This is a genomic window from Aquimarina algicola (assembly GCF_006443095.1).
Taxonomy (GTDB): Bacteria; Bacteroidota; Bacteroidia; order Flavobacteriales; family Flavobacteriaceae; genus Aquimarina; species Aquimarina algicola.
This window is the reverse complement of the sequence record NZ_VFWZ01000003.1, coordinates 173,302-192,817: the sequence shown is the minus strand read 5'-3', so window position 1 is coordinate 192,817 and position 19,516 is coordinate 173,302. Positions and strand designations below refer to the sequence as shown.

The 19,516-nt window shown below is 31.8% G+C and carries 18 protein-coding genes; 6 read left to right on the top strand and 12 right to left on the bottom strand.

Annotation, left to right across the window (positions count from 1 at the left end):
* Positions 1-10: 10 nt before the first annotated feature.
* From FHK87_RS11685 to FHK87_RS11675, 3 genes are all read right to left on the bottom strand, one after another.
* A complete protein-coding gene (locus tag FHK87_RS11685) occupies positions 11-514 on the bottom strand; it encodes an endonuclease V (protein ID WP_140593019.1) in 504 nt (167 codons plus the stop codon).
* The gene (nudK, locus tag FHK87_RS11680; protein ID WP_140593017.1) at positions 511-1,092 is read right to left on the bottom strand and encodes a GDP-mannose pyrophosphatase NudK; all 582 of its coding nucleotides are present in this window, start codon (positions 1,090-1,092) and stop codon (positions 511-513) included. The genes FHK87_RS11685 and nudK overlap by 4 nt, the downstream gene beginning before the upstream one ends.
* Before the next feature lie 137 nt (positions 1,093-1,229).
* A complete protein-coding gene (locus FHK87_RS11675; protein WP_140593014.1) occupies positions 1,230-2,507 on the bottom strand; it encodes a metal-dependent hydrolase family protein in 1,278 nt (425 codons plus the stop codon).
* A gap of 310 nt (positions 2,508-2,817) precedes the next feature.
* Here FHK87_RS11675 and FHK87_RS11670 point away from each other — a divergent pair, with 310 nt between their 5' ends.
* Complete coding sequence (locus tag FHK87_RS11670; RefSeq protein WP_140593012.1) at positions 2,818-3,405, top strand: hypothetical protein; 588 nt, start codon at positions 2,818-2,820, stop codon at positions 3,403-3,405.
* Between the two features lie 32 nt (positions 3,406-3,437).
* Positions 3,438-4,154, top strand: a complete 717-nt coding sequence (locus FHK87_RS11665; protein WP_140593009.1) for a hypothetical protein — start codon at positions 3,438-3,440, stop codon at positions 4,152-4,154.
* A 55-nt stretch (positions 4,155-4,209) separates the two neighbouring features.
* Here FHK87_RS11665 and FHK87_RS11660 read toward each other — a convergent pair whose 3' ends face one another.
* The 5 genes from FHK87_RS11660 to FHK87_RS11640 all read right to left on the bottom strand — a co-directional run bounded on the left by FHK87_RS11660 (position 4,210) and on the right by FHK87_RS11640 (position 12,428).
* On the bottom strand, positions 4,210-4,653 hold the full coding sequence (locus tag FHK87_RS11660) for a hypothetical protein (RefSeq protein ID WP_140593007.1): 444 nt from the start codon (positions 4,651-4,653) through the stop codon (positions 4,210-4,212).
* Positions 4,654-4,657: 4 nt separating this feature from the next.
* Positions 4,658-5,464: an RNA polymerase sigma factor gene (locus FHK87_RS11655; protein WP_140593005.1), complete on the bottom strand. Its 807-nt coding sequence runs from the start codon at positions 5,462-5,464 to the stop codon at positions 4,658-4,660.
* Positions 5,465-6,093: 629 nt separating this feature from the next.
* Positions 6,094-8,997, bottom strand: coding sequence for a DEAD/DEAH box helicase (locus tag FHK87_RS11650; protein ID WP_140593003.1), 2,904 nt, complete (start codon positions 8,995-8,997; stop codon positions 6,094-6,096).
* A 249-nt stretch (positions 8,998-9,246) separates the two neighbouring features.
* A complete protein-coding gene (locus tag FHK87_RS11645) occupies positions 9,247-10,416 on the bottom strand; it encodes a DegT/DnrJ/EryC1/StrS family aminotransferase (RefSeq protein WP_140593001.1) in 1,170 nt (389 codons plus the stop codon).
* 215 nt (positions 10,417-10,631) lie between these two features.
* Positions 10,632-12,428 carry a T9SS type A sorting domain-containing protein gene (locus FHK87_RS11640; RefSeq protein ID WP_140592999.1) on the bottom strand — a complete coding sequence of 599 codons (1,797 nt, stop codon included), beginning with the start codon at positions 12,426-12,428 and terminating at the stop codon, positions 10,632-10,634.
* A 183-nt stretch (positions 12,429-12,611) separates the two neighbouring features.
* Here FHK87_RS11640 and FHK87_RS11635 point away from each other — a divergent pair, with 183 nt between their 5' ends.
* The gene (locus FHK87_RS11635; protein ID WP_140592996.1) at positions 12,612-13,859 is read left to right on the top strand and encodes a 3-deoxy-D-manno-octulosonic acid transferase; all 1,248 of its coding nucleotides are present in this window, start codon (positions 12,612-12,614) and stop codon (positions 13,857-13,859) included.
* Positions 13,860-13,912: 53 nt separating this feature from the next.
* Here the strand turns inward: FHK87_RS11635 and FHK87_RS11630 are convergent, their stop codons facing one another.
* Positions 13,913-14,569: a DUF2461 domain-containing protein gene (locus FHK87_RS11630; RefSeq protein WP_140593934.1), complete on the bottom strand. Its 657-nt coding sequence runs from the start codon at positions 14,567-14,569 to the stop codon at positions 13,913-13,915.
* Position 14,570: 1 nt separating this feature from the next.
* Positions 14,571-15,185: a deoxynucleoside kinase gene (locus tag FHK87_RS11625; RefSeq protein WP_140592994.1), complete on the bottom strand. Its 615-nt coding sequence runs from the start codon at positions 15,183-15,185 to the stop codon at positions 14,571-14,573.
* A gap of 334 nt (positions 15,186-15,519) precedes the next feature.
* On the opposite strand from FHK87_RS11625, the gene FHK87_RS11620 reads away from it, so the two are divergent.
* Positions 15,520-16,434 (top strand): DUF302 domain-containing protein, encoded by a 915-nt coding sequence (locus FHK87_RS11620; protein WP_140592992.1) that lies wholly within the window; start codon positions 15,520-15,522, stop codon positions 16,432-16,434.
* A gap of 64 nt (positions 16,435-16,498) precedes the next feature.
* Here FHK87_RS11620 and FHK87_RS11615 read toward each other — a convergent pair whose 3' ends face one another.
* A complete protein-coding gene (locus FHK87_RS11615; protein ID WP_140592989.1) occupies positions 16,499-16,840 on the bottom strand; it encodes a hypothetical protein in 342 nt (113 codons plus the stop codon).
* A gap of 188 nt (positions 16,841-17,028) precedes the next feature.
* Between FHK87_RS11615 and FHK87_RS11610 the strand changes: the two genes are divergently transcribed.
* Both FHK87_RS11610 and FHK87_RS11605 read left to right on the top strand, forming a co-directional pair.
* A complete protein-coding gene (locus FHK87_RS11610) occupies positions 17,029-18,204 on the top strand; it encodes a heparan-alpha-glucosaminide N-acetyltransferase domain-containing protein (RefSeq protein WP_140592987.1) in 1,176 nt (391 codons plus the stop codon).
* Positions 18,205-18,281: 77 nt separating this feature from the next.
* The gene (locus FHK87_RS11605) at positions 18,282-18,704 is read left to right on the top strand and encodes a DoxX family protein (RefSeq protein ID WP_140592985.1); all 423 of its coding nucleotides are present in this window, start codon (positions 18,282-18,284) and stop codon (positions 18,702-18,704) included.
* A gap of 123 nt (positions 18,705-18,827) precedes the next feature.
* On the opposite strand, the gene FHK87_RS11600 is transcribed toward FHK87_RS11605, so the two are convergent.
* Positions 18,828-19,190, bottom strand: a complete 363-nt coding sequence (locus FHK87_RS11600) for a hypothetical protein (RefSeq protein ID WP_140592983.1) — start codon at positions 19,188-19,190, stop codon at positions 18,828-18,830.
* Positions 19,191-19,516: the final 326 nt, after the last annotated feature.

The following is a 19,516-nucleotide window of genomic DNA, read 5'->3' as shown; positions in this document are numbered from 1 at the left end:
TAGATAGTGCTTAATTCTCTCGTGTTTTGGTGTCCAGAATTTGTAATAAAGTAGGCATTCTGTAATTACCATGCATTTTTTTTATATTAAGATATGCTTCTTGTAAAGGTATTCCCATAGCAGAAATATATAAAGGTTTTTTGCTATTGCCTCTTATTAATTCTAAAGTGTTTTTGGTATTGTTATGAAACCCTGATTTAGCTACCCCTATAATAGGTATAGTAGCGTCGAGTGCTTGATATAAGTATCCCCCTAATCCTAATTTATCATGATCGTCCAGAAGTACAAAGCTATCAACAAGTATATGGGAAACTTCTTGAAGTTCTATTTGTTTTAATAGACTAAGAATGCAAGGGAGTTCTCTTTTGTAAAATGCGCCAGGTTCATATGCTGCAATACCTGTTATTGTTTCGTTATAGATATGGCTAGGCTGATCATCTGACCAATCTTTGAAAGATACGCATACCGTTTTGGCAGTATTATCTACATAGTAAGTATCAAAAGCTAAAATCATATCAAATTATTAATTTTTGCGTATTGTAGCAACATTATTGTTTTGCCATCTTTGATTTCTCCTGTACTGATCATGTGATATGCTTGATCAAAATCTAATTCTAGTACTTCAATATTTTCTTGTTCTTCAGGTAGGCCTCCTCCTTCACTTGTTTTCATTGCCGGGGTGTATTCTGCTACAAAAAAGTATACAATTTCTGTTACAGAACCAGGAGACATATAAGATTCAAAGATTTTCTCAACTTTTTTGATATTATAACCTGTCTCTTCCTGAGTTTCTTTTCGAATACAATCTTCGGCATTATCTTTATCCAAAAGACCGGCGCAGGCTTCAATAAGCATCCCATCTTCATTTCCATTGATATAGGTAGGGAGCCTAAATTGTCGGGTGAGAATCACTTTTTTGATTGTAGAATTGTATAATAAAATAACAGCTCCATTACCTCTATCATAAGCTTCTCTAGAATGAGTTTCCCAAGTTCCGTTTTTGTTCAGGTATTCATAAGTAACTTTGTTGAGTGTATACCAGTTGTCTGAGAGCAGTTCGGTTTTAGTTATTTTGATATGATTGTTGTTCATGCGAGGTTATGTATGTCGAGCGTATTTTCTATTACCAATATAAATTTAAGTTCGAGAAGAGAGGCGTAGAAAACACCTTTGTAAGCTACTTTTTTTGATTTTTTATGATACAAAGGTGATTTCATATCATGTTTATGTTATTCGTTTTTGTAGACTTTGCCTTCTTTCATAACAAATACTACATTTTCCATAGTATTAATTTTTTTTGTGGGATCGTCATTTACAGCTACTATATCTGCCATAAATCCTGATTTGATTTGTCCTATTTGATCTTGCATGTTTAGGAGTTTTGCATTGGTTATGGTAGCACTTTGTAAAGCAGCCATTGCCGGCATACCAGCTTCTACCATATAGCGAAACTCTTTTCCATTCTGTCCATGTTTAAATACTCCTGCATCTGTACCAAATGCTATGCCTACACCTCGATCATAAGCTTTTTTGAATGTATTTTGAATTTTTGGACCAATTTCTAATGCTTTAGGAACTATAATTTCTGGGTAGTAATTTTTTATTGCTGCTTTTTCAGTTACTTCTTTTCCTGCAGTAATAGTAGGCACAAGATAAGCATCGTGTTGTTTCATTAAATCCATAGTTTTTTCACTCATAAGTGTGCCATGCTCTATAGTTTTTACGCCCCCTAGGATAGCGCGTTGCATACCTTCATCACCATGTGCATGAGCTGCCACATGAAAACCATAATCTTTTGCAGTTTCGCATATTGCTTTTATTTCTTCTAATGTAAATTGAGGATTCGAACCACTTTTGGCTACACTTAATACGCCTCCAGTCGCGGTGATTTTTATAAGATCGGCGCCATTTTTATAGCGTTGTCGTACAGCTTTTTTTGCATCTTCGATGCTGTTTACGACACCTTCTTTTGGGCCGGGATCACCTATGAGCGCTCTCTTTCCGCCATTTGTCGGGTCGCCATGACCACCTGTAGAAGAGATTATTTTTCCGGCAGTAAAAATTCTGGGGCCTTCGATTTTTCCTGCATTGATAGCTTTTCTCATTGCTATGTTCACTCCACTTCCTCCAAGGTCCCTAACAGTAGTGAACCCTGCTTGTAATGTTGTTTTTGCAAAAGCAACAGAAGCCAAAGCAACGTCGGCCTCATTATCAGTATATTTTTGTAAATAAGCTTTAGGGTTGGTTTCACTTTCTATATGTATGTGCATATCAATTAATCCGGGGAGTACCGTTTTGTTTTTCAGGTCAATGATAATATCTGTTTTTTTACCGGTTGTGTACCCATTTTCGATACTAACAATTTTGTCCTCAGAAACAATAATTGTTTTTTCAGTTAATACTTTTCCTTCTTTGGTATCAATAAGTTTTCCGCAATGTAGATATGTTTTTTGTGATAAAAGAGTAGTGCTGATAAGTACAAAAAGCACTGTGTATAAATACTTCATAATAGTAATTTGTATAAGTTTTGTGTATAGAAGCTAAATATAGAGCAATTGAATGAGCTTGCAAAACGGGTTAACATTTCTGATTTGAGAGAAGATGTAAGAGCTAGTTTTCTATTTTTTATATATACAGAAAACAATAGAGATGTCTATAAACTAATTGTTTTTGTATAGTTTTGATAATCTATAAGTTATGTTTCGTTTTTGAGACATCATCAAAAAATATGTACTACTTGTATTTCACTGCTTTCAGGGAGATGCCGATTCAATAACTTATATATCTTGAGCATAGTAAATTGTGAATAAAATATCTATGAAATTATATACAAAACTCTTAATTGTTATTTTACTGAACTGTTCTATATATTCTGGTGTAATACATGCTCAAGTTGATAAAAATTCTACTGAAAATGACAGGTCAAAGTATAATGCTATTGTAGATTCAAGCCATCATTATCTGTATGTAAATAAAGAAAATGCATTGATAGGCGATATGGTGCTTACAGAATCGAGAAATCAATTAGAAGCTAGAAATTCTTATGGTGCATTGTTGAAAAAAATATCTGTAAGTAAGTGTGTAGATGAAAATGGGGAATGTGTTTCTTCTATAAATACATATGGAATCCAAGATGTAAAGGCTACAAAAGATATGATTACAGTTACAGCAATAGTGAATTATAATTGTTGTATGAGTATCCTTGCTGATATCAAAATTGAGAATCATGTGTTAGACCTTAAGTATATACCATATGGGGAGTATTGTTATTGCAAATGTCCATATGAAGTTACTTATGTTATAGATCTAAAAGAAGTTAGAGAAAATACCTCTGGAGGAGATCCATATAAAGTTATCAAAAAGGTTTCTCTTCAGGGAGGAAGAACTATTGTGCTACCAAAATAGAACGCATATTTTATTTTTATAATTTCGTCATTATGAAAGCTAAAATCAAATATATAATTATCATTATTACAATAACAATGATATCAAAAGTATTCTCTCAAAATGATAGTTTATTATTCGGCAATAATACAGTACAGATCTATAAATCAAGAGCTTTATTTATGAATAATACCATTTATGATGCGGTTAATGATTTTGAAAGATTACGTGAAATGGAAGAAACGGATGAATGTAAAGTTGACTATTCCTTTTATTACAATCCCCTTTCGTTGGTAGGAGAGTACTATAGTTATGAGTTTGGAGAAGGAGGTATTTTGGCATGTGGTGTGCCTGGAAATTCCTTAGGGATTAAAACCATTGACTTAAATTCTAGACGGAAAATTTCGTTAACTGAAATTTTTACGGAAGAAAGTATTGTAAAAGCATTAAAATCAGATAAATGGATTCAAAAAAATGCAAAAGAAAGAGATGTTGATTTTTCTGGATATAATACTTTTAAAGAATATATTGATGCGATTAATCAATTGGGGTATGCAGAATTTAATTCAAGTGGTTTTACAATTTTAGGATATTCAGAAGAAAAAAATGAAGTAGCTATTCGGTTTGTAGGCGAAGCATATATGGGATTTAATCATAACCAACATTTACAGTTAGGACTTTTACTGATTCCTAAAACCAACTTTAAAGATAAATTATTAAATAAAACTGAATTTGTTTTGAATGATTTTGAAAATGGATTAACAAATTAGCCTTTCAAAACACACAATAAAATAATATATGCTATACCTTTAGGTTGGCCACAAGTTAAGATGACCAACGATTAGTCAAATATAATTTGGAGGCGATCCAGGCGCCAACAAGCATTTCAAATAAACTTAGAGGAATCGTAATTAGAAGAATTCTCCAATTAGATAACCCCATATTGGCCGTAGCTACCCAAAAAATAACAAAGATTGAAACCCAAACTATTGTGCCTGAAATCAAAACTGACTTATTATTGTTTCCGAATGATTTGGAGTATAACCAAAAAATAAAAACTAAAACCGCCGTTAATAGCGTGTCCCAAAAGCCCCAAATAGAAAAAATACCTAAGTTCATTTCTGCTATTCCTGATTGATTTTTAAAAAAGGATTTCATTCTTGGCATCACAAAAACAAAATAGCGGAATACTTCTGATATATTTATCCAAATACTAACAATCAATGTTATGATTATAAACTGTTTGAGGTTGAAATTTTGGGTTATCATTTGTTTATTTTAATAAAATGGTTTCTTTAATAGTTTTCAAAATGGTTTCTGGCGGGGGAACATTTGGAGTGGAACGATAAATAGCAACAGACTTTTCTAAATTACCAATTTGGTTTACTAAATCGATACTTCGTTTAGTAAATTCAGCAAATCTTAATCCTTTTGGATTGATAACGTTTTGATTGATTAAAAAATCAATTTTTTTATTACATCTACAAGGGTTTTCAGCATTTGCCAAACCACATTTTTTGTCCAAAAAATTTCTAATTTTATCACGTGATCGAGACAACTTCTTTCTAAAATTTGCAGAACTTATCCCAAGAATTTCGGCACCTTCATTACCATTAAACTCTAATATTTCGGACAAGATATAAACCAATCTGTCCTCAGGTTTCAAACAAAGTAAAAGACCTTGTGTGCAACTGACTTTGACTTCTTCTTCTAGAAGAGAAAGCTCACCATCATTGGTTGTATATCGAACAATATTTGAGTGCCCAGAATCGATAAGATTCGCATAATCTTCAAAAGGCATTGCAAATTCGACAGACTTTTTTCCTTTATAATTGATAAGGTAATTTGTAGCAACACGATAAACCCAAGTTTTGAACTGACTTTGATGATTAAAGGTGCTCAAATGTGTAACTATTTTGATCAAAATTTCTTGAGTAGCATCTTTGGCATCTTCAGGAAAGAGCAACATTTTAAGAGACAGATTATATACTAGACTCTCGATCTCGATGATTATCAACTCCAATGATTTTCTATCGCCAGAATTAGCTTTTTTGATCAATATTTTAAGTTTCTTATCCATATTGTAATAAGTTAGACAGTTGAAAGATACAAAGTGTGACAAAACGAATAAAAAAACCTTTTGCTAGCAATGTATCCTATATACTATAGCAGAATATGTGTTTCGTTTATTGCTTTCCAGAGTTTTTAAAGTTTGTGATTGATTAGTTGGTTAGCATACATATGTTATAAATTATTTATAAAACATTATAGTATGATCTGCCATCTTTTTGTTTAAACTTGTTTTAGGCACTTGCTTATCATGTTTTGCGTCTTTTTACCTTCTTTTGGGTCTTTTTAATGAAAATTTCAACCCATAGTTTAGAAATTTCAACTTGTGAAGTTGAAATTTTAATCCCAAGAGTTAAAATTTTAAAGATGGAGGTTAAAATTTGAGTCATATCACTTAAAATTTCGACTCTTATTGTTAAACGTTTCGTCTTTTTTACCCATCGGATCATGTTTTAGGTTAAAAATTTAGATCCTGAAGCAGGAATTTTAAGATAAAACACTAAAACTTTAACTCAATTCATCAAAATTTTAAGGGTCAAGGTTAAAATTTGAACGAAAAAGTTTCAAATGAGTGTTTCAAACCATTAGGATTAAAATCCAAATAACAATGATCGACCAAAAACGATCAACAATAATTCTTTATTTTAATAACTCGTCTAATTCTTCTTCAATAAACTCTGGGATATGATCTACAGCAATGATTTCTTCAGAGAGTTGCCTCTTTTTTTGTTGTAGCTGAATGATTTTTTCTTCGATAGAGTCTTTGGTAATAAATCGTGTAACCAAAACATTGTTGGTTTGTCCGATACGATGTGACCGTGCAACAGCTTGTTTTTCTATAAAAGGATTCCACCATGGATCCAGCAATACTACGTAAGATGCTTGTGTTAAATTAAGTCCTACGCCACCTGCTTTTAAAGAAATGAAAAATAAAGGAATAGAGGTGTCATTTTGAAAGCGTTGTACTGCTTTTTCTCGATCAGCGGTGGCCGTTTGCCCGGTAAGGGTAACATAAGAAATTGAATGTTGATCACACCATTTTTTATAAATATTCAAATGAGAAACAAATGAACTGAATATCAAAACTTTTTTATTTGCTTTTACTAATGTTTTTAGGTATTGAGTTACATCTTCAAACTTACCGGAAGAATGCTCACTATCATTTTGTAACAAATTAGGATGATTGGCTAGCTGTCGCAGTTTGGTCAACGTATTAATGATGTTGATCTTATTTGTAGAAATATTATCTAACCCCAAGAGTAAATTTCTTGCCGCAGATTTTTCTGCTTCATACAACTTTTGTTGCTGTGTAAGCATCTCTGTATAGATTACCTGTTCAGAAAGTGCGGGTAAATCTTTGGCAACTTGTTCTTTTGTTCGCCTCAAAATAAAAGGGTCTATAAGTGTTTTTAACTCTTCTATACGTTCTAGATTTTGATGTTTTTCTATAGGAATTTTAAAATGCTCTTTAAAAAAAGTATAACTGCCCAACATATCAGGATTGATAAATTGCATTTGTGACCATAAATCTGATAACGAATTCTCTATAGGAGTACCACTTAATGAGATTTTATGCTGTGCATTGATTGTATTGATCGCCTGAAAAATCTTGGAATCCTTATTTTTTATTTGCTGGCTCTCATCTATAATCAAGTAATGGAAATCAAATTTTTTAAGTTTTTCAATATCCTTTGCTAGTGTAGTGTATGTAGTTAAAACAATATCATACGTATCGAGGTAAGGTGTGATATTTTTGCGATTGTTACCTACATATTTTGTAATCGTAAAACCGGGAGCAAATTTTAAAATCTCTTGCGCCCAGTTGAATACCAAAGAAGAAGGTAGTACGACTAAAGCTTTTAAAAATGTTTTCACCTCTAGAGGACTGCTAAAAAGATCAAACTGAATTTGTTTTACATCTTCGGGGGCCGGTTGTATTTGTTCTTTGGCAAATACTAGAGTAGCAATGGTTTGTAATGTTTTTCCTAGTCCCATATCATCGGCAAGACATGCACCAAGATGATTGTTGTAATGTTTCACAAGCCATTGTACACCTTCTAATTGATAGGGGCGAAGGGTTGCTTTTAATGCATCAGAAGACGTGTATGGTATTTCAGATACTGTCTCTATTTCTAGTTCAGTTGTAGAAACAACATCTTTGAGTACCGTATAATTACTTTTTTTTACTGTAATAGCATGATCTTTTACAGTTCCAAAGTCTGCTAGTTTTTTATATCTAGTCATCCACTCCATAGGGATAATAAAAACAGTATCGTTATCTAGAGAAAACACACGATCATTTTTTCTGATATTTTTTATAAATCGGGCAAAAGGAATTTCTTGCTCACCTATAGTAACCGTTGCCTTGATATCAAACCAATCCTGCTCCTGAGTACTATTAATAGCGATGTGATGTGGTTGTGTATTTATGGTTTGATCCATTACTAGCGGAAATATCTTTTTGAAACCTTCATTCTCTAGTGTTGTACTATGTGATTTTACCCAATCAATGATGGCGTATGGATCATTACTATTTGCAGATATTTCTAGTAATCCGCTTTGATTTATAATAAGCCCTTTAGTAATAAGTTTATCAATGATTTTTTGTTCTGCTTCAAGATCTCTATTCGTTTGAATGATTTTTATCTCATCCTTTGGCTCAAAAATAACATGAGAAGCTGTTTGTTTGCTACTATTTATATCAAAAGTAGTATGCTCATATTCAAAAATAACCTTGGCTACATATCGATCTTGAATAAAATCATGAAGAACCTCTAGTGTATAGGATATGATTTCTTGGTTTAAAAGGATCTGAAAACCATGCGCTTGTACTTCTACATTTTTTAATACAGGAACAATCACTTTTTCTACATACGTCTTGATATGTTTCTGTTGGATGGTAACTTTTTCTTTGCTTAAAAACGGTTTGAGTTTATTGGCATTGAGTCCTTCAATTTGATATAATTGCTGATTTAATACGATCCATGAAGGAGTATTTAATAAAATTTGAATAGTACAGTGTTTTGGAATAAAATGCTCATTTTGATCTCGCAATGAGAATGCATATTCTATTCCTTCATTAGTTTTTGTAAACTGTAGTATAGGTTCTATTTTTTGTGCTGCAATGTGTAATCTGTATGGTGTTACTACTTCTTTTCTCTTTGCTGCATATACAATAAGGTATTGATGTTTTTGTATTAGACTATAAAATGTAGAAAGTTTACGAACAATAAAATTATAAATAACCTCATGTGTTTTTTTGTCTTTTAAAAGGACTGTAAGAGGGTTTTGTTTTCTACTCTTTTTGGGTTGAAACCTTTGTTCTAGAGCTGATGGTTTCAGTACATCACAAATGTCTAAAAGTTGTTGATGAGGGGTTTCTTTATAAGTAATTTTAAGGCTGTCTAGAACCTCTGTAGTAGCTTGCTTTTCAATATATTGTGGTTCATTGTTATGATAAGATACGATATAGGCTTCCGGTAATTGAGGGATTTCTGGAAATAAAGGTGTAGAAATATTATAACAGATACAAAAAGAATCCATTGTTGATGTTAGGGCTTGGATTTGAAATTTCAAAATAGATAATTACTAAACTACTTCATTTTTTAGCTTTTATCCTAGTTTTTTTAAATGAATGAGGCTGTCTAAAAAGTAACTGTTTGTTGCAAAACTGAGTTTGTTGAAGTTTTTAATTATTTGATATTAAACATATCTTCGACAAGCTCAGACTGATAACTTTTTTGCTTCTAGTTCTTTCTAGACAACCTCATTGATATGAGAAATCGTTTTTATCTATGATTGAACAAAATCGATAACGGTCTGTGTAATAAACTTAATTTGATCGTTCTCTAATTCTGTATGCATTGGTAAAGAGATTACTTCTTTGACTAACTGGTTTGTTACAGGAAAATCTGCTTCATCATAGCGCTCATCTTGATATGCTTTTTGACTATGTAAAGGAATAGGATAGTATACTCCACAAGGAATTCCATTGTCATTTAAATGTTGTATCAGCGCATCTCGTTTACCATTAGTAATGCGTAGTGTGTATTGATGAAACACATGGCAATTGCAGGTATTGCAAATTTTTTCTTCATGAGTATCACAGCTATTACCTTTTACTTTTGGAGTAACAATATGTTCAATACCTTCAAAAGCTTTATTGTATTTTCTTGCAGCGGCTCTTCTCGCATCGTTGTATTGATCAAGATTAGGGAGTTTTGCCCTTAATACGGTAGCTTGAATAGAATCTAGACGAGAGTTGACTCCCACTACATCATGATGATAACGTTTGTACATACCATGATTTACCATACCGCGTATGATATGTGCAAGATCATCATCATTGGTAAATATAGCACCCCCGTCTCCATAACATCCTAAATTTTTGGATGGAAAAAATGAGGTAGAGGCGACATGACCTATAGTACCAGTTTTTGCAACGCTACCATCTTCGAATTTATAACTAGCTCCAATTCCTTGCGCGTTATCTTCTATTACGAATAGGTTATGTTCTTTTGCAATTTGCATAATAGCATCCATATTGGCACTTTGCCCAAATAGATGCACAGGAACAATAGCTTTTGTTTTGGGTGTTATCGCTTTTTTGATTGCTTCAGGATCAATATTAAAAGAATCCGGCTCAACATCAACTAGTACAGGAGTAAGTTTTAATAAAGCAATAACTTCTACAGTAGCGGCAAAAGTAAAATCAGCAGTAATCACTTCATCTCCGGGTTCTAGACCTAAGCCCATCATAGCAATTTGTAAAGCATCAGTACCATTAGCACATGGAATTACATGTTTTGCACCAAGATATTGCTCTAGTTCTGCCTGAAAACTTTTGACTTCGGGTCCATTTATAAAAGCAGTAGATTGTATAACATCAAGAACAGATGTATCTATTTGTTCTTTGATTTTTTCATATTGACCTTTTAGGTCAACCATTTGTATTTTCTTCATGTATAGCTATCTGTTATAACCCCACGAATGTACAAAATAAGATATGATTGTCAATGACAATAAGGGGGTAATTCATCAAAAAAACTTAAGTTCTAAACGCGTTGATACAAGAATTATTTTTTAATATGATATTATGTATAAGAAAAGTCTCAAAAGCTTTTTTGAAAACTTAAAAATTATCAAAAAGCTTTTGAGATGTTGAATTGAAGTTATTATTATTCCTTCAAGAATTTAATCGTATTTGAACCATCAATTTTTAAGAGATAAATACCTCTTTGTAATGTGGTTAGTTGATCCGAAATATTATAATTTCCTTGTTGATTTTTGCGAATGGTAAATTGCTTAAGTTCTTTGCCAGAGATGTTATAAATATGTATTGTATGAATTTCTTTGGATGGATCAACAGCAATAGAAAGCATTGCATTGTTTTTGACAGCATTTGGATACAGTTTTACAGTTGATTTTAGGTCTGCAGCTATATTTTCTTTGGTGTCAAAACCATTCTTTATATCTCCTACTACAAAGCCTGATATAATTGATCTCTTAAAATCTCCATTGCTTTCTGAATTTGCAAATAAACTATACACGCCATCTTGTAGCTCTTGTGTGTCGAAGTAAAAACTGTTGTCTTTGTTTGTAAAAGTGATTACTTGAGGTTCATTTTCTACTGGTGTTCCATCAATTTCAGCAGTTTTGGTTATGGTTCCGGTTACATTGATATTATGGCTTGTATACATTTCTTCAGTATCAGATAACAAATTAACTTTTAAGATAGGAAAACTGTTTTTTGATATCGTTTCTAATTTCATCTTAATTCGGCTATCTTGTTTCACAAATGCAATAAACTTAGAGTTGCTTTTGAGTTCTAAATTATTTTCTGAAAAAGATATGGTGGTGCGGTGTTCGCCATTGTTAATACTTTTAATACCACTTAGAGGCTGTTTTTTTTGATCTAAAACCTGAAATTGAGCAGTAGGTTGTTGATGAAGAATATCTACCACTCCAAATTTTGCATTTTTATCAAGTTGTAGTTTGTCATATTCGTTCTCAGAATATACAATGTAATGATCACTCTCTATAACGTGTCTATTTTGATTCTTTTGAACAATTTGGTTACTTTTTTTAGAGGGATTTTCGATATATGATTTTACATACTTCCAGCTGAATTGACCCAGTCCAACATCTAGATGGTCGAATATAGCTCTGGGATCATTTTTCCTGAATACATATTCTCCTCCTGGTCTTAACGTACTGTTATAGGGAGCAACACCATCATTGGCCCCTTGTACAGGCAATAATACCCCTCCGGTAAGTAAAAATCCAGGAGCGGCAATAGTAGAACCTTTATAATAACCGGAAGCACCGAGAATCACAAATTTTTCAGGAATGTTATTTGGATCATTATCAAGATAGGGACGCACTACATCTCTACAGTAGTATGTTGTAGATGTACGGGCGCCTTCATTAAGGCCGGTCAAACTCCAAGCCCATCTCAGTAAAGGTAATTGAGAAATATCTGCGAGATAGGTTCCCCAAAAGGGAGTACCCAGAGCAAAAGCTTTTGTTACTTTGTCTTGTTTCTGATATCGTATCAATGCAGCTTCAGATGCTTTGCCGCCATTGCTATGCCCAACAAGGTATACTTGTGGGACATTAAATTTTTCGGTAACGATATCGATGGCTTCTGCCAGAAGTTTACCATTTACCCAAATTCCTTCTCCTCTTGTGGTAGCTACAAAAACAGCTTGATATCCTGCGTCATAGGTGTTTTGATAAAATGAATTGTCAAATAAAAATTGCCCTTGATTCAAGTCAATATACCCATGATTAAACACAATAACTTTTCCATTATAATTTGGTGGCCTTACACCATAATGTATTGTAGATTTAAATAAAGGACCAACAAATAATGGGCTTATGTTTTCAGGTTTTGGTAATTGAACTTCTCTGAAGTTTTGTGAAAATGATATAGCACAAATGAGTAGTGCTAGTAGCGTAAGTTTTAGTTTCATAAATATCGATTTTTGTGTAAAAAATTATTAAATATTTAGAAAATTAATAAAAATAATGATGTTTATATTGTTTTTGATACTTTAATTTGTGTTTTTGTTATTATTTGAGAGGGTTTTTCTTTTTCTGTTTGAATGATTGTTTTCTGATAAAGAACTGTATTTTTGTATCTTAAAAAAGTAACCTTGAGTTTATTGTATAACATTTGTATCGCTATTTTTAATTGGATATTACCACTAATTGGGTTGCTTAGTCCAAAGCTTAGATTGTTTGTGAATGGTAGAAAATCAGTTTTTGAAACGTTAAAAGCTAAAATTGTATCAGGAGATAAGATGATATGGTTTCACTGTGCCTCTCTGGGGGAGTATGAACAAGGGGTTCCGGTAATGGAGGTGTTAAAACAAAAGTATCCTGAATATCGTTTATTGGTTACGTTTTTTTCTCCATCGGGTTATGAAGCAAAAAAGAATAGCAAATTAGCAGATATTATAGTATACCTTCCGATAGATACAGTTGCAAATACTAAGCGATTTATAAAATTGGTTCAGCCGGATTTAGCTGTTTTTGTAAAGTATGAGTTTTGGCCTAATTATTTGAAAGTACTATCAAGTAAAAATATTCCTATTGTCTTTATATCGACTACATTTAGAAAAGATCAGGCCTTTTTTAAGTGGTATGGTGGATTTATGAGAGCAACACTCCAAAAAGTAGATCACTTTTTTGTTCAAGATGAAGTCTCAAAAGAATTAATAAAAACCCAGAGATTTACTAATGTTACTTTGAGTGGTGATACTCGTTTTGATAGAGTGAGTCACCAAATAGAAATGAACAACGAGGTTGATTTTATTTCAGAATTTGTAAATGGCAGATTGTGCATTGTTATCGGGAGTTCCTGGCCAGAGGATGAAGAGGTTTTTATTAATTTTATTAATAATGCTCCAAAGCATGTTTGTTTTATCATTGCGCCACATGAGATTAAAGATGCTAGTGTTACCGCTCTGACAAAAAAAATAACGAATACCACTGTTTTATATTCTAATAAAGAAGATAAGACGTTAAAAGAGTTTCAGGTATTTGTGATGAATACTATAGGGTACTTGTCTAGGGTGTATAGCTATGGTAATATAGCTTATGTTGGAGGAGCAATGGGTACAGGTGGATTGCATAATATTCTTGAACCTGCTACCTTTGGAATTCCGATTGTTATTGGAAAGAATTTTGAAAAATTTAGAGAAGCCAAACAACTTCAAAAACTTGCAGGGTTGTATTCTGTTTCAAGTACAAAAGAGTTCTCAGAGGTTATGAATAAGTTCATAAATGATCAAAAATTTAGGGAACGTACCGGAATGATTGCCGGGCATTTTATCAATAGTAATACAGGAGCTACAAAAGTGATTGTAGATTATATTGATGCAAAATTTAACAAAAAGTAAATCATCGTAGCATTTGAGTGAGGAGGGGGTAAGTTCGTGTTTTAATATATTAATTACACTGTTGTTGCCTGATTGAGATATCTTCTAAAGGGTAACATCTCTTTATAGACTTTTATTACTTTTTCTGTAAAATCATCTTTTAATATATCTTCTTTGGTCAAAGGGTGTATTACAGCAAAAGTTCGATTGCGTAATAGATCAATAAATTCGTGATCAGCACTATATCCTTTGGGAGCTTTTTTTAATTGATCCTGATCCGGATATAATCCTCCAAAAGTATTTTTGAAACTTTTCTTGTTCAAAATTTTTACAAGTTCTTCTCCATTATAATCAATAGCTTCTCGGATACTATTCAGAGTTTTATGATCTGGTTTCCAGTATCCTCCTGCCAATAAACATTCTGACAAACCTATGTGAATATAGAAGTCGCCTTGCTTTGACTTTTGGTCGAGACCTGCCCCAAAATGGTCTTTGTAAACCGGTTTATTAGGGTGAAATAAAAGATTGTTGTTTATTCTATTAATACCTTTTTTACCGGGTGTTGGAAAATAGTCAGGATCAATAGTCGCCAATTTTGTATCTAATTCATCTAACCATGCAACAAAAGAACTTCGTATTTGCTGATAGCGTTTTCTATTAGCATCCATCCATTCTTTATGATTATTTTGTTGTAAGTCTGCTAAGAAACGAAAGAGCGCATTAAAATCCATATTAGAATAATCCATTTAATTCTGCATCAATACGATTTATGATATTTCCTAAATCTTCTGGATTATCTACAAAATTGATGTTATCTACATCTACGATTAGTAAATTACCTTTATCATAACCATGAGCCCAAGCTTCATATCGTTCATTAAGCCTGCTTAGATAATCGATACTGATTGTATTTTCGTATTCGCGTCCTCGTTTATGGATTTGTGCAACAAGGTTAGGAATGCTACTTCTAAGATATATCAGTAAATCCGGCCCTTCAACTACATTTTCCATAAGATCAAAAAGAGATTTGTAATTTTCATAATCCCTATTTGTCATTAATCCCATGGCATGCAAGTTTGGAGCAAAGATATAGGCATCTTCATATATAGTTCTATCTTGAATAATGTCTTTTCCGCTTTGACGGATATCCAGAATTTGTCTGAAACGGCTATTCAAAAAATAAATCTGAAGATTGAAAGACCAACGCTCCATTTTATTATAAAAATCTTCTAAATAAGGATTTTCTAATACATCTTCAAAATGTGGTTCCCATTTGTAATGTTTAGCCAATAATCGGGTTAATGTGGTTTTTCCGGCTCCAATATTTCCAGCTATAGCTATATGCATAATTATCTGTTTTTCACAGAGGTTTTTTTACAAAACGATTCTTATAGTTAGTCGGTAAATATAATAGATTTTATGACTAACATAAAAGCGAGATCAGAAGATTTTCTTTTAAAAAAAATAAATTCTTTTATGTAAGGCATAAGTATATATGTAGACAACGTATATATAATTGATCGTTTTAGTTGATAACTGTTAAATTCTAAGAGTTCTTTTCTAATTTATTGTTAATTCTATCTCAAATAGAGGAATATTTTTTCCTTCTTTTGGTTACTAGATATACTCGAGAAATGTTCTCTGATGAATTTCTAACTTTTTACTCTAAAAAATCAAAACGATGAAAAACATGTTTTATTTATTCATTTTATCTTTATTTTTTATGTCTTGTAGTGACGACGACGATACGCAACAACAACCCAATGATATTGCTATAAAAGGATTAACATATGGGGTTAGTAATACGAGTTTTGAAGCTGCTGAAAGCGCTATTATTAATGCTTTGGATGCAGTAGAACCTATTAGGGTCATTGCTCAGGTAGATCATGCCAACAATGCAGCTTCTGTAGATTTGGAATTAGATAATACAAAGGTTATTATTTTTGGTAACCCTGCTCTTGGTACTCCTTTGATGCAACGTAATCAACTAGTGGGGTTAGATTTGCCTCAAAAATTACTTGTATTCAAAGATGCTGCTTCGAATAGTGTGAAAATAGCTTATAATAGTGTAGATTATTTAAAATCCAGACATGGGATAGAGGGAGTAGAATCATTGAATACGATAGCAACTGCTCTGAGTAATTTTGCATCGATTACAGTAGATGGAGAACTAGTATCAAATTCTGAAACTGTATCAAAGGATGAAGGAATTATAAGTAAAGTAAGTACTAAAAGCTTTATAGATACGTACAATGATCTAGTGGCAACAATCAGCGGAAACGAAAACTTACGATTAGTAGCAGAAATAGATCACCAGGCTAACGCGGTTTCAGTAAATCAAGAATTAAATCCTACCCGGCTTGTTATTTTTGGCAATCCTAATTTAGGTACTCCTTTGATGCAGAATTCTCAAACCACAGCAATTGATCTTCCTCAAAAAATATTGGTTTGGGAAGATGATCAGAATGTAGTAAGAGTTTCTTATAACGATCCTTCTTATTTAAAAGATAGACATCAAATAGAAGGGAATGATACTATTCTTACAACTATTGAAGGTGCTTTGAATGCTATTACGGATCAAGCAGCAGGTCTATAAATATTATAATCAAAAAAAGTAATAGGAATTTAAAAAAAGTGTCTAATGTCTTTTAGACACTTTTTTAATTTTGAATTTTTACCTTAATTGGTCCGCTGCTAGATAAAGAGCTTCCTCCAACTTCATCAATATTAATGTCTAATTCATTACGAGTACTGATTTCATTAAGGTCTACCTTTAATCTGTCGTAAGTGTCTATATTTTTGATGTTTACATCAATTTCATCAGTGTTGCTTATTTTGACAGTAATAGAGCCATCTTCGTTAATTGGAACCAAACCATATTTTGTAATAATAGAATCGCTGGCATGAGCTTTCGGAACTATATTAGCATCTTTAAAAACCAATATAACCAAACAAATTGCAATAATGGTTAGTATAAATTTTGTGTATTTGTCATTTTTCATTTTGTTCGTTTTTTTAATTTTGAAGTATACAATATACCTACTTTGTTTGTAAATCGCTAAATTCTTTCTTCTGATCCCTAATTCTATTAAAGTAGATCGATAAGTGCTTGGAATTCTTTAGTTTTGCTCCTTTTTTGACAATAATGCAATTTAAAACTCGTTTGGGGAGTTACTAACCAAAAATCTTAATGATGAACAAATCGGCTAATCGATTGCATTTTTTAGATGCAATACGATCATTTGCTATACTTATGATGTTACAAGGGCATTTTGTACATGCTTTGCTAGGTACAGAATATAGGGATAACGACAATGCAATCTATTCAATATGGTCTTACTTAAGAGGTATGACTGCTCCTACTTTTTTTACGATAACAGGTTTTATTTTTACATTTCTCTTATTGAAAAATAAAATGACAGGTTTGCAGAACCCAAGGGTGTTAAAGGGGATTCGAAGAGCGGTGAAAGTCATTTTTTGGGGATATTTACTTAGGTTAAGTTTTTTTGCTATATCCAGAGGAACTTTAAACCCTTCTTTCTTTTATGTAGATGTATTGCAATGTATAGGAACCTCCTTACTATTATTAATCGGAGTGTATCTTCTGTTTTATCGTAAAGACAAAGACTGGTTTCAACGAATAGTTTTATGTTTGGGAATACTTATTTTTATACTTCAGCCGATGTATGGTAAGTGTATTTTAGAATTCTTACCTAAAACAATAGCCAATTATTTTACCAATAGAAATGGATCTATATTTACACTTTTTCCTTGGTTTGGATATGTTTGTTTTGGAAGCTTTATGGGTACTGTGTTTTTAAAATATAAAGAACAAGCTCAATTTTATCTCTATGCTAAAGTAGTTTTGATGAGTATAGGAGTACTGCTTGTATATTTCTCTTCAGATATATTGATGATATTATATCGATTTACAGATGTAATTGTTTTTAAGTCTGTAGCGTATAATAATTTTTTATTTATTAGGTTAGGAAATGTTTGCATATTGTTCGCTGTTTTCCTTATGTTGAAAAACTATTTTTCAGATGGAATAACTACAAAAATAGGAGGGAATACACTATCAATTTATATTGTTCATTTTTTTGTTCTGTATGGAAGCTGGTTTGGCCTTGGTCTTAATAGGTTTTTTCATCGGCAGTTAACGCCTTTACAAACGTTTGTTGGAGCAATACTATTTGTATTTTGTGTTTGTGTAATTGTACTCTCATATTATAGAAACGAAGATCAAATAAAGTCCAAGGTAAATGATTTTAAAAATAGAATTCTCACTGTAATACCAGATTCATTTTTGATAGAGATAAATGATATTTTGCAGAAAGTGAAAAAGTTAAGATATATAAAACGATAGTTAATAGTAAGGAATTTCTTTTTTAATACTCATAAAATCAGTATTTTATAAGTAAGTTTAACTAATTCTCTTTTGTTATGTCTGCAATCAAATCGTTAAACAAATGGGCAAATGCCCATACTTATTATTTTTTAGATCTTTTGAGGGTAGCTTTAGGTGTCTTTTTGTTTCTGAAAGGAATAAACTTTGTAAGTAATACTCAAATTCTTGTCGACCTTATCAAACCAATACAAAATTTAGCCGGTTCTGTACTGATTATGCATTATGTTGTTCCTGCACATTTAATAGGAGGGGTTCTTATTGCTTTTGGATTGCTTACCAGGTGGTCTGTAATGGCTCAGCTTCCATTACTTGTAGGTGCAGTCATTATTAATTTTATTGGTGATATGAATGCGACTAATCTTGTGGTTGCAATTTTTGTTACTATACTATCTTTGTTTTTCTTGTTTTATGGTTCAGGAAAACATTCTGTTGATTATTATTTAAAGATGCAACAGTAAGTAGTAAGTAAATCAAAAATGTTTGATTTTTTAATAAAGCCTATAGTGTTATTTATAATACTATAGGCTTTGGTGTGTATTAAAACTGAATAGTTGTCTATGTAATTCTAGGAAATTTATATTTTATCTACCTCCTGATAGTCTGGCTGTTTTGTAATTTTTATAAGGATTTACAAATACGGTATCCAATGTTTTTGAAATATAGGTATCGCTTTTAAAATTAGAAACTCTTTTCTTGTTTTTTCTCATTTGTCTTTTAATTTTTCTCCAATTTTTGTTAGAATAAGAATCTGTTTTCGGAGAAATATCATGGTTATAGCTTTCTGAATTTTCTTGAGAAGTTGTGTACAAGAAATTTTCATGCTGTGGTTCTTGATATTCATTCACAGCAATTAATTGATTATTGGCTATAGCATCATAGTTTTGAGCAATAGATGCATAAGAAACGAATAGAAGTGTAACTAAAGTAATAATTTTTGTTTTCATATTAATTTGAGGCTTTATGAATTAATTAACAGAAATAATCTTTATTGTTAAATAACTATTAAATTGAATATTACTAAGTTAGTTATATTAAAGCCATCTTGGTTACGGTAAAACCACAAAATTTAATGGGGGTTTTTCCCTGAAATTATACCCTAAGTGCCTTGTTTACTGGGTTTTTTGAAGAATATTTCAATAAAAAAACTGATAAATTTTTTTATCGTAAAAAGGAGAATATTCTTTCTGAATCTCAGTAATGATAAGGAGTACGAATTGTTTTACTAAAAAATGATAAAAATGAATTTTAACCTAAAAAAGATGCTTTTTAA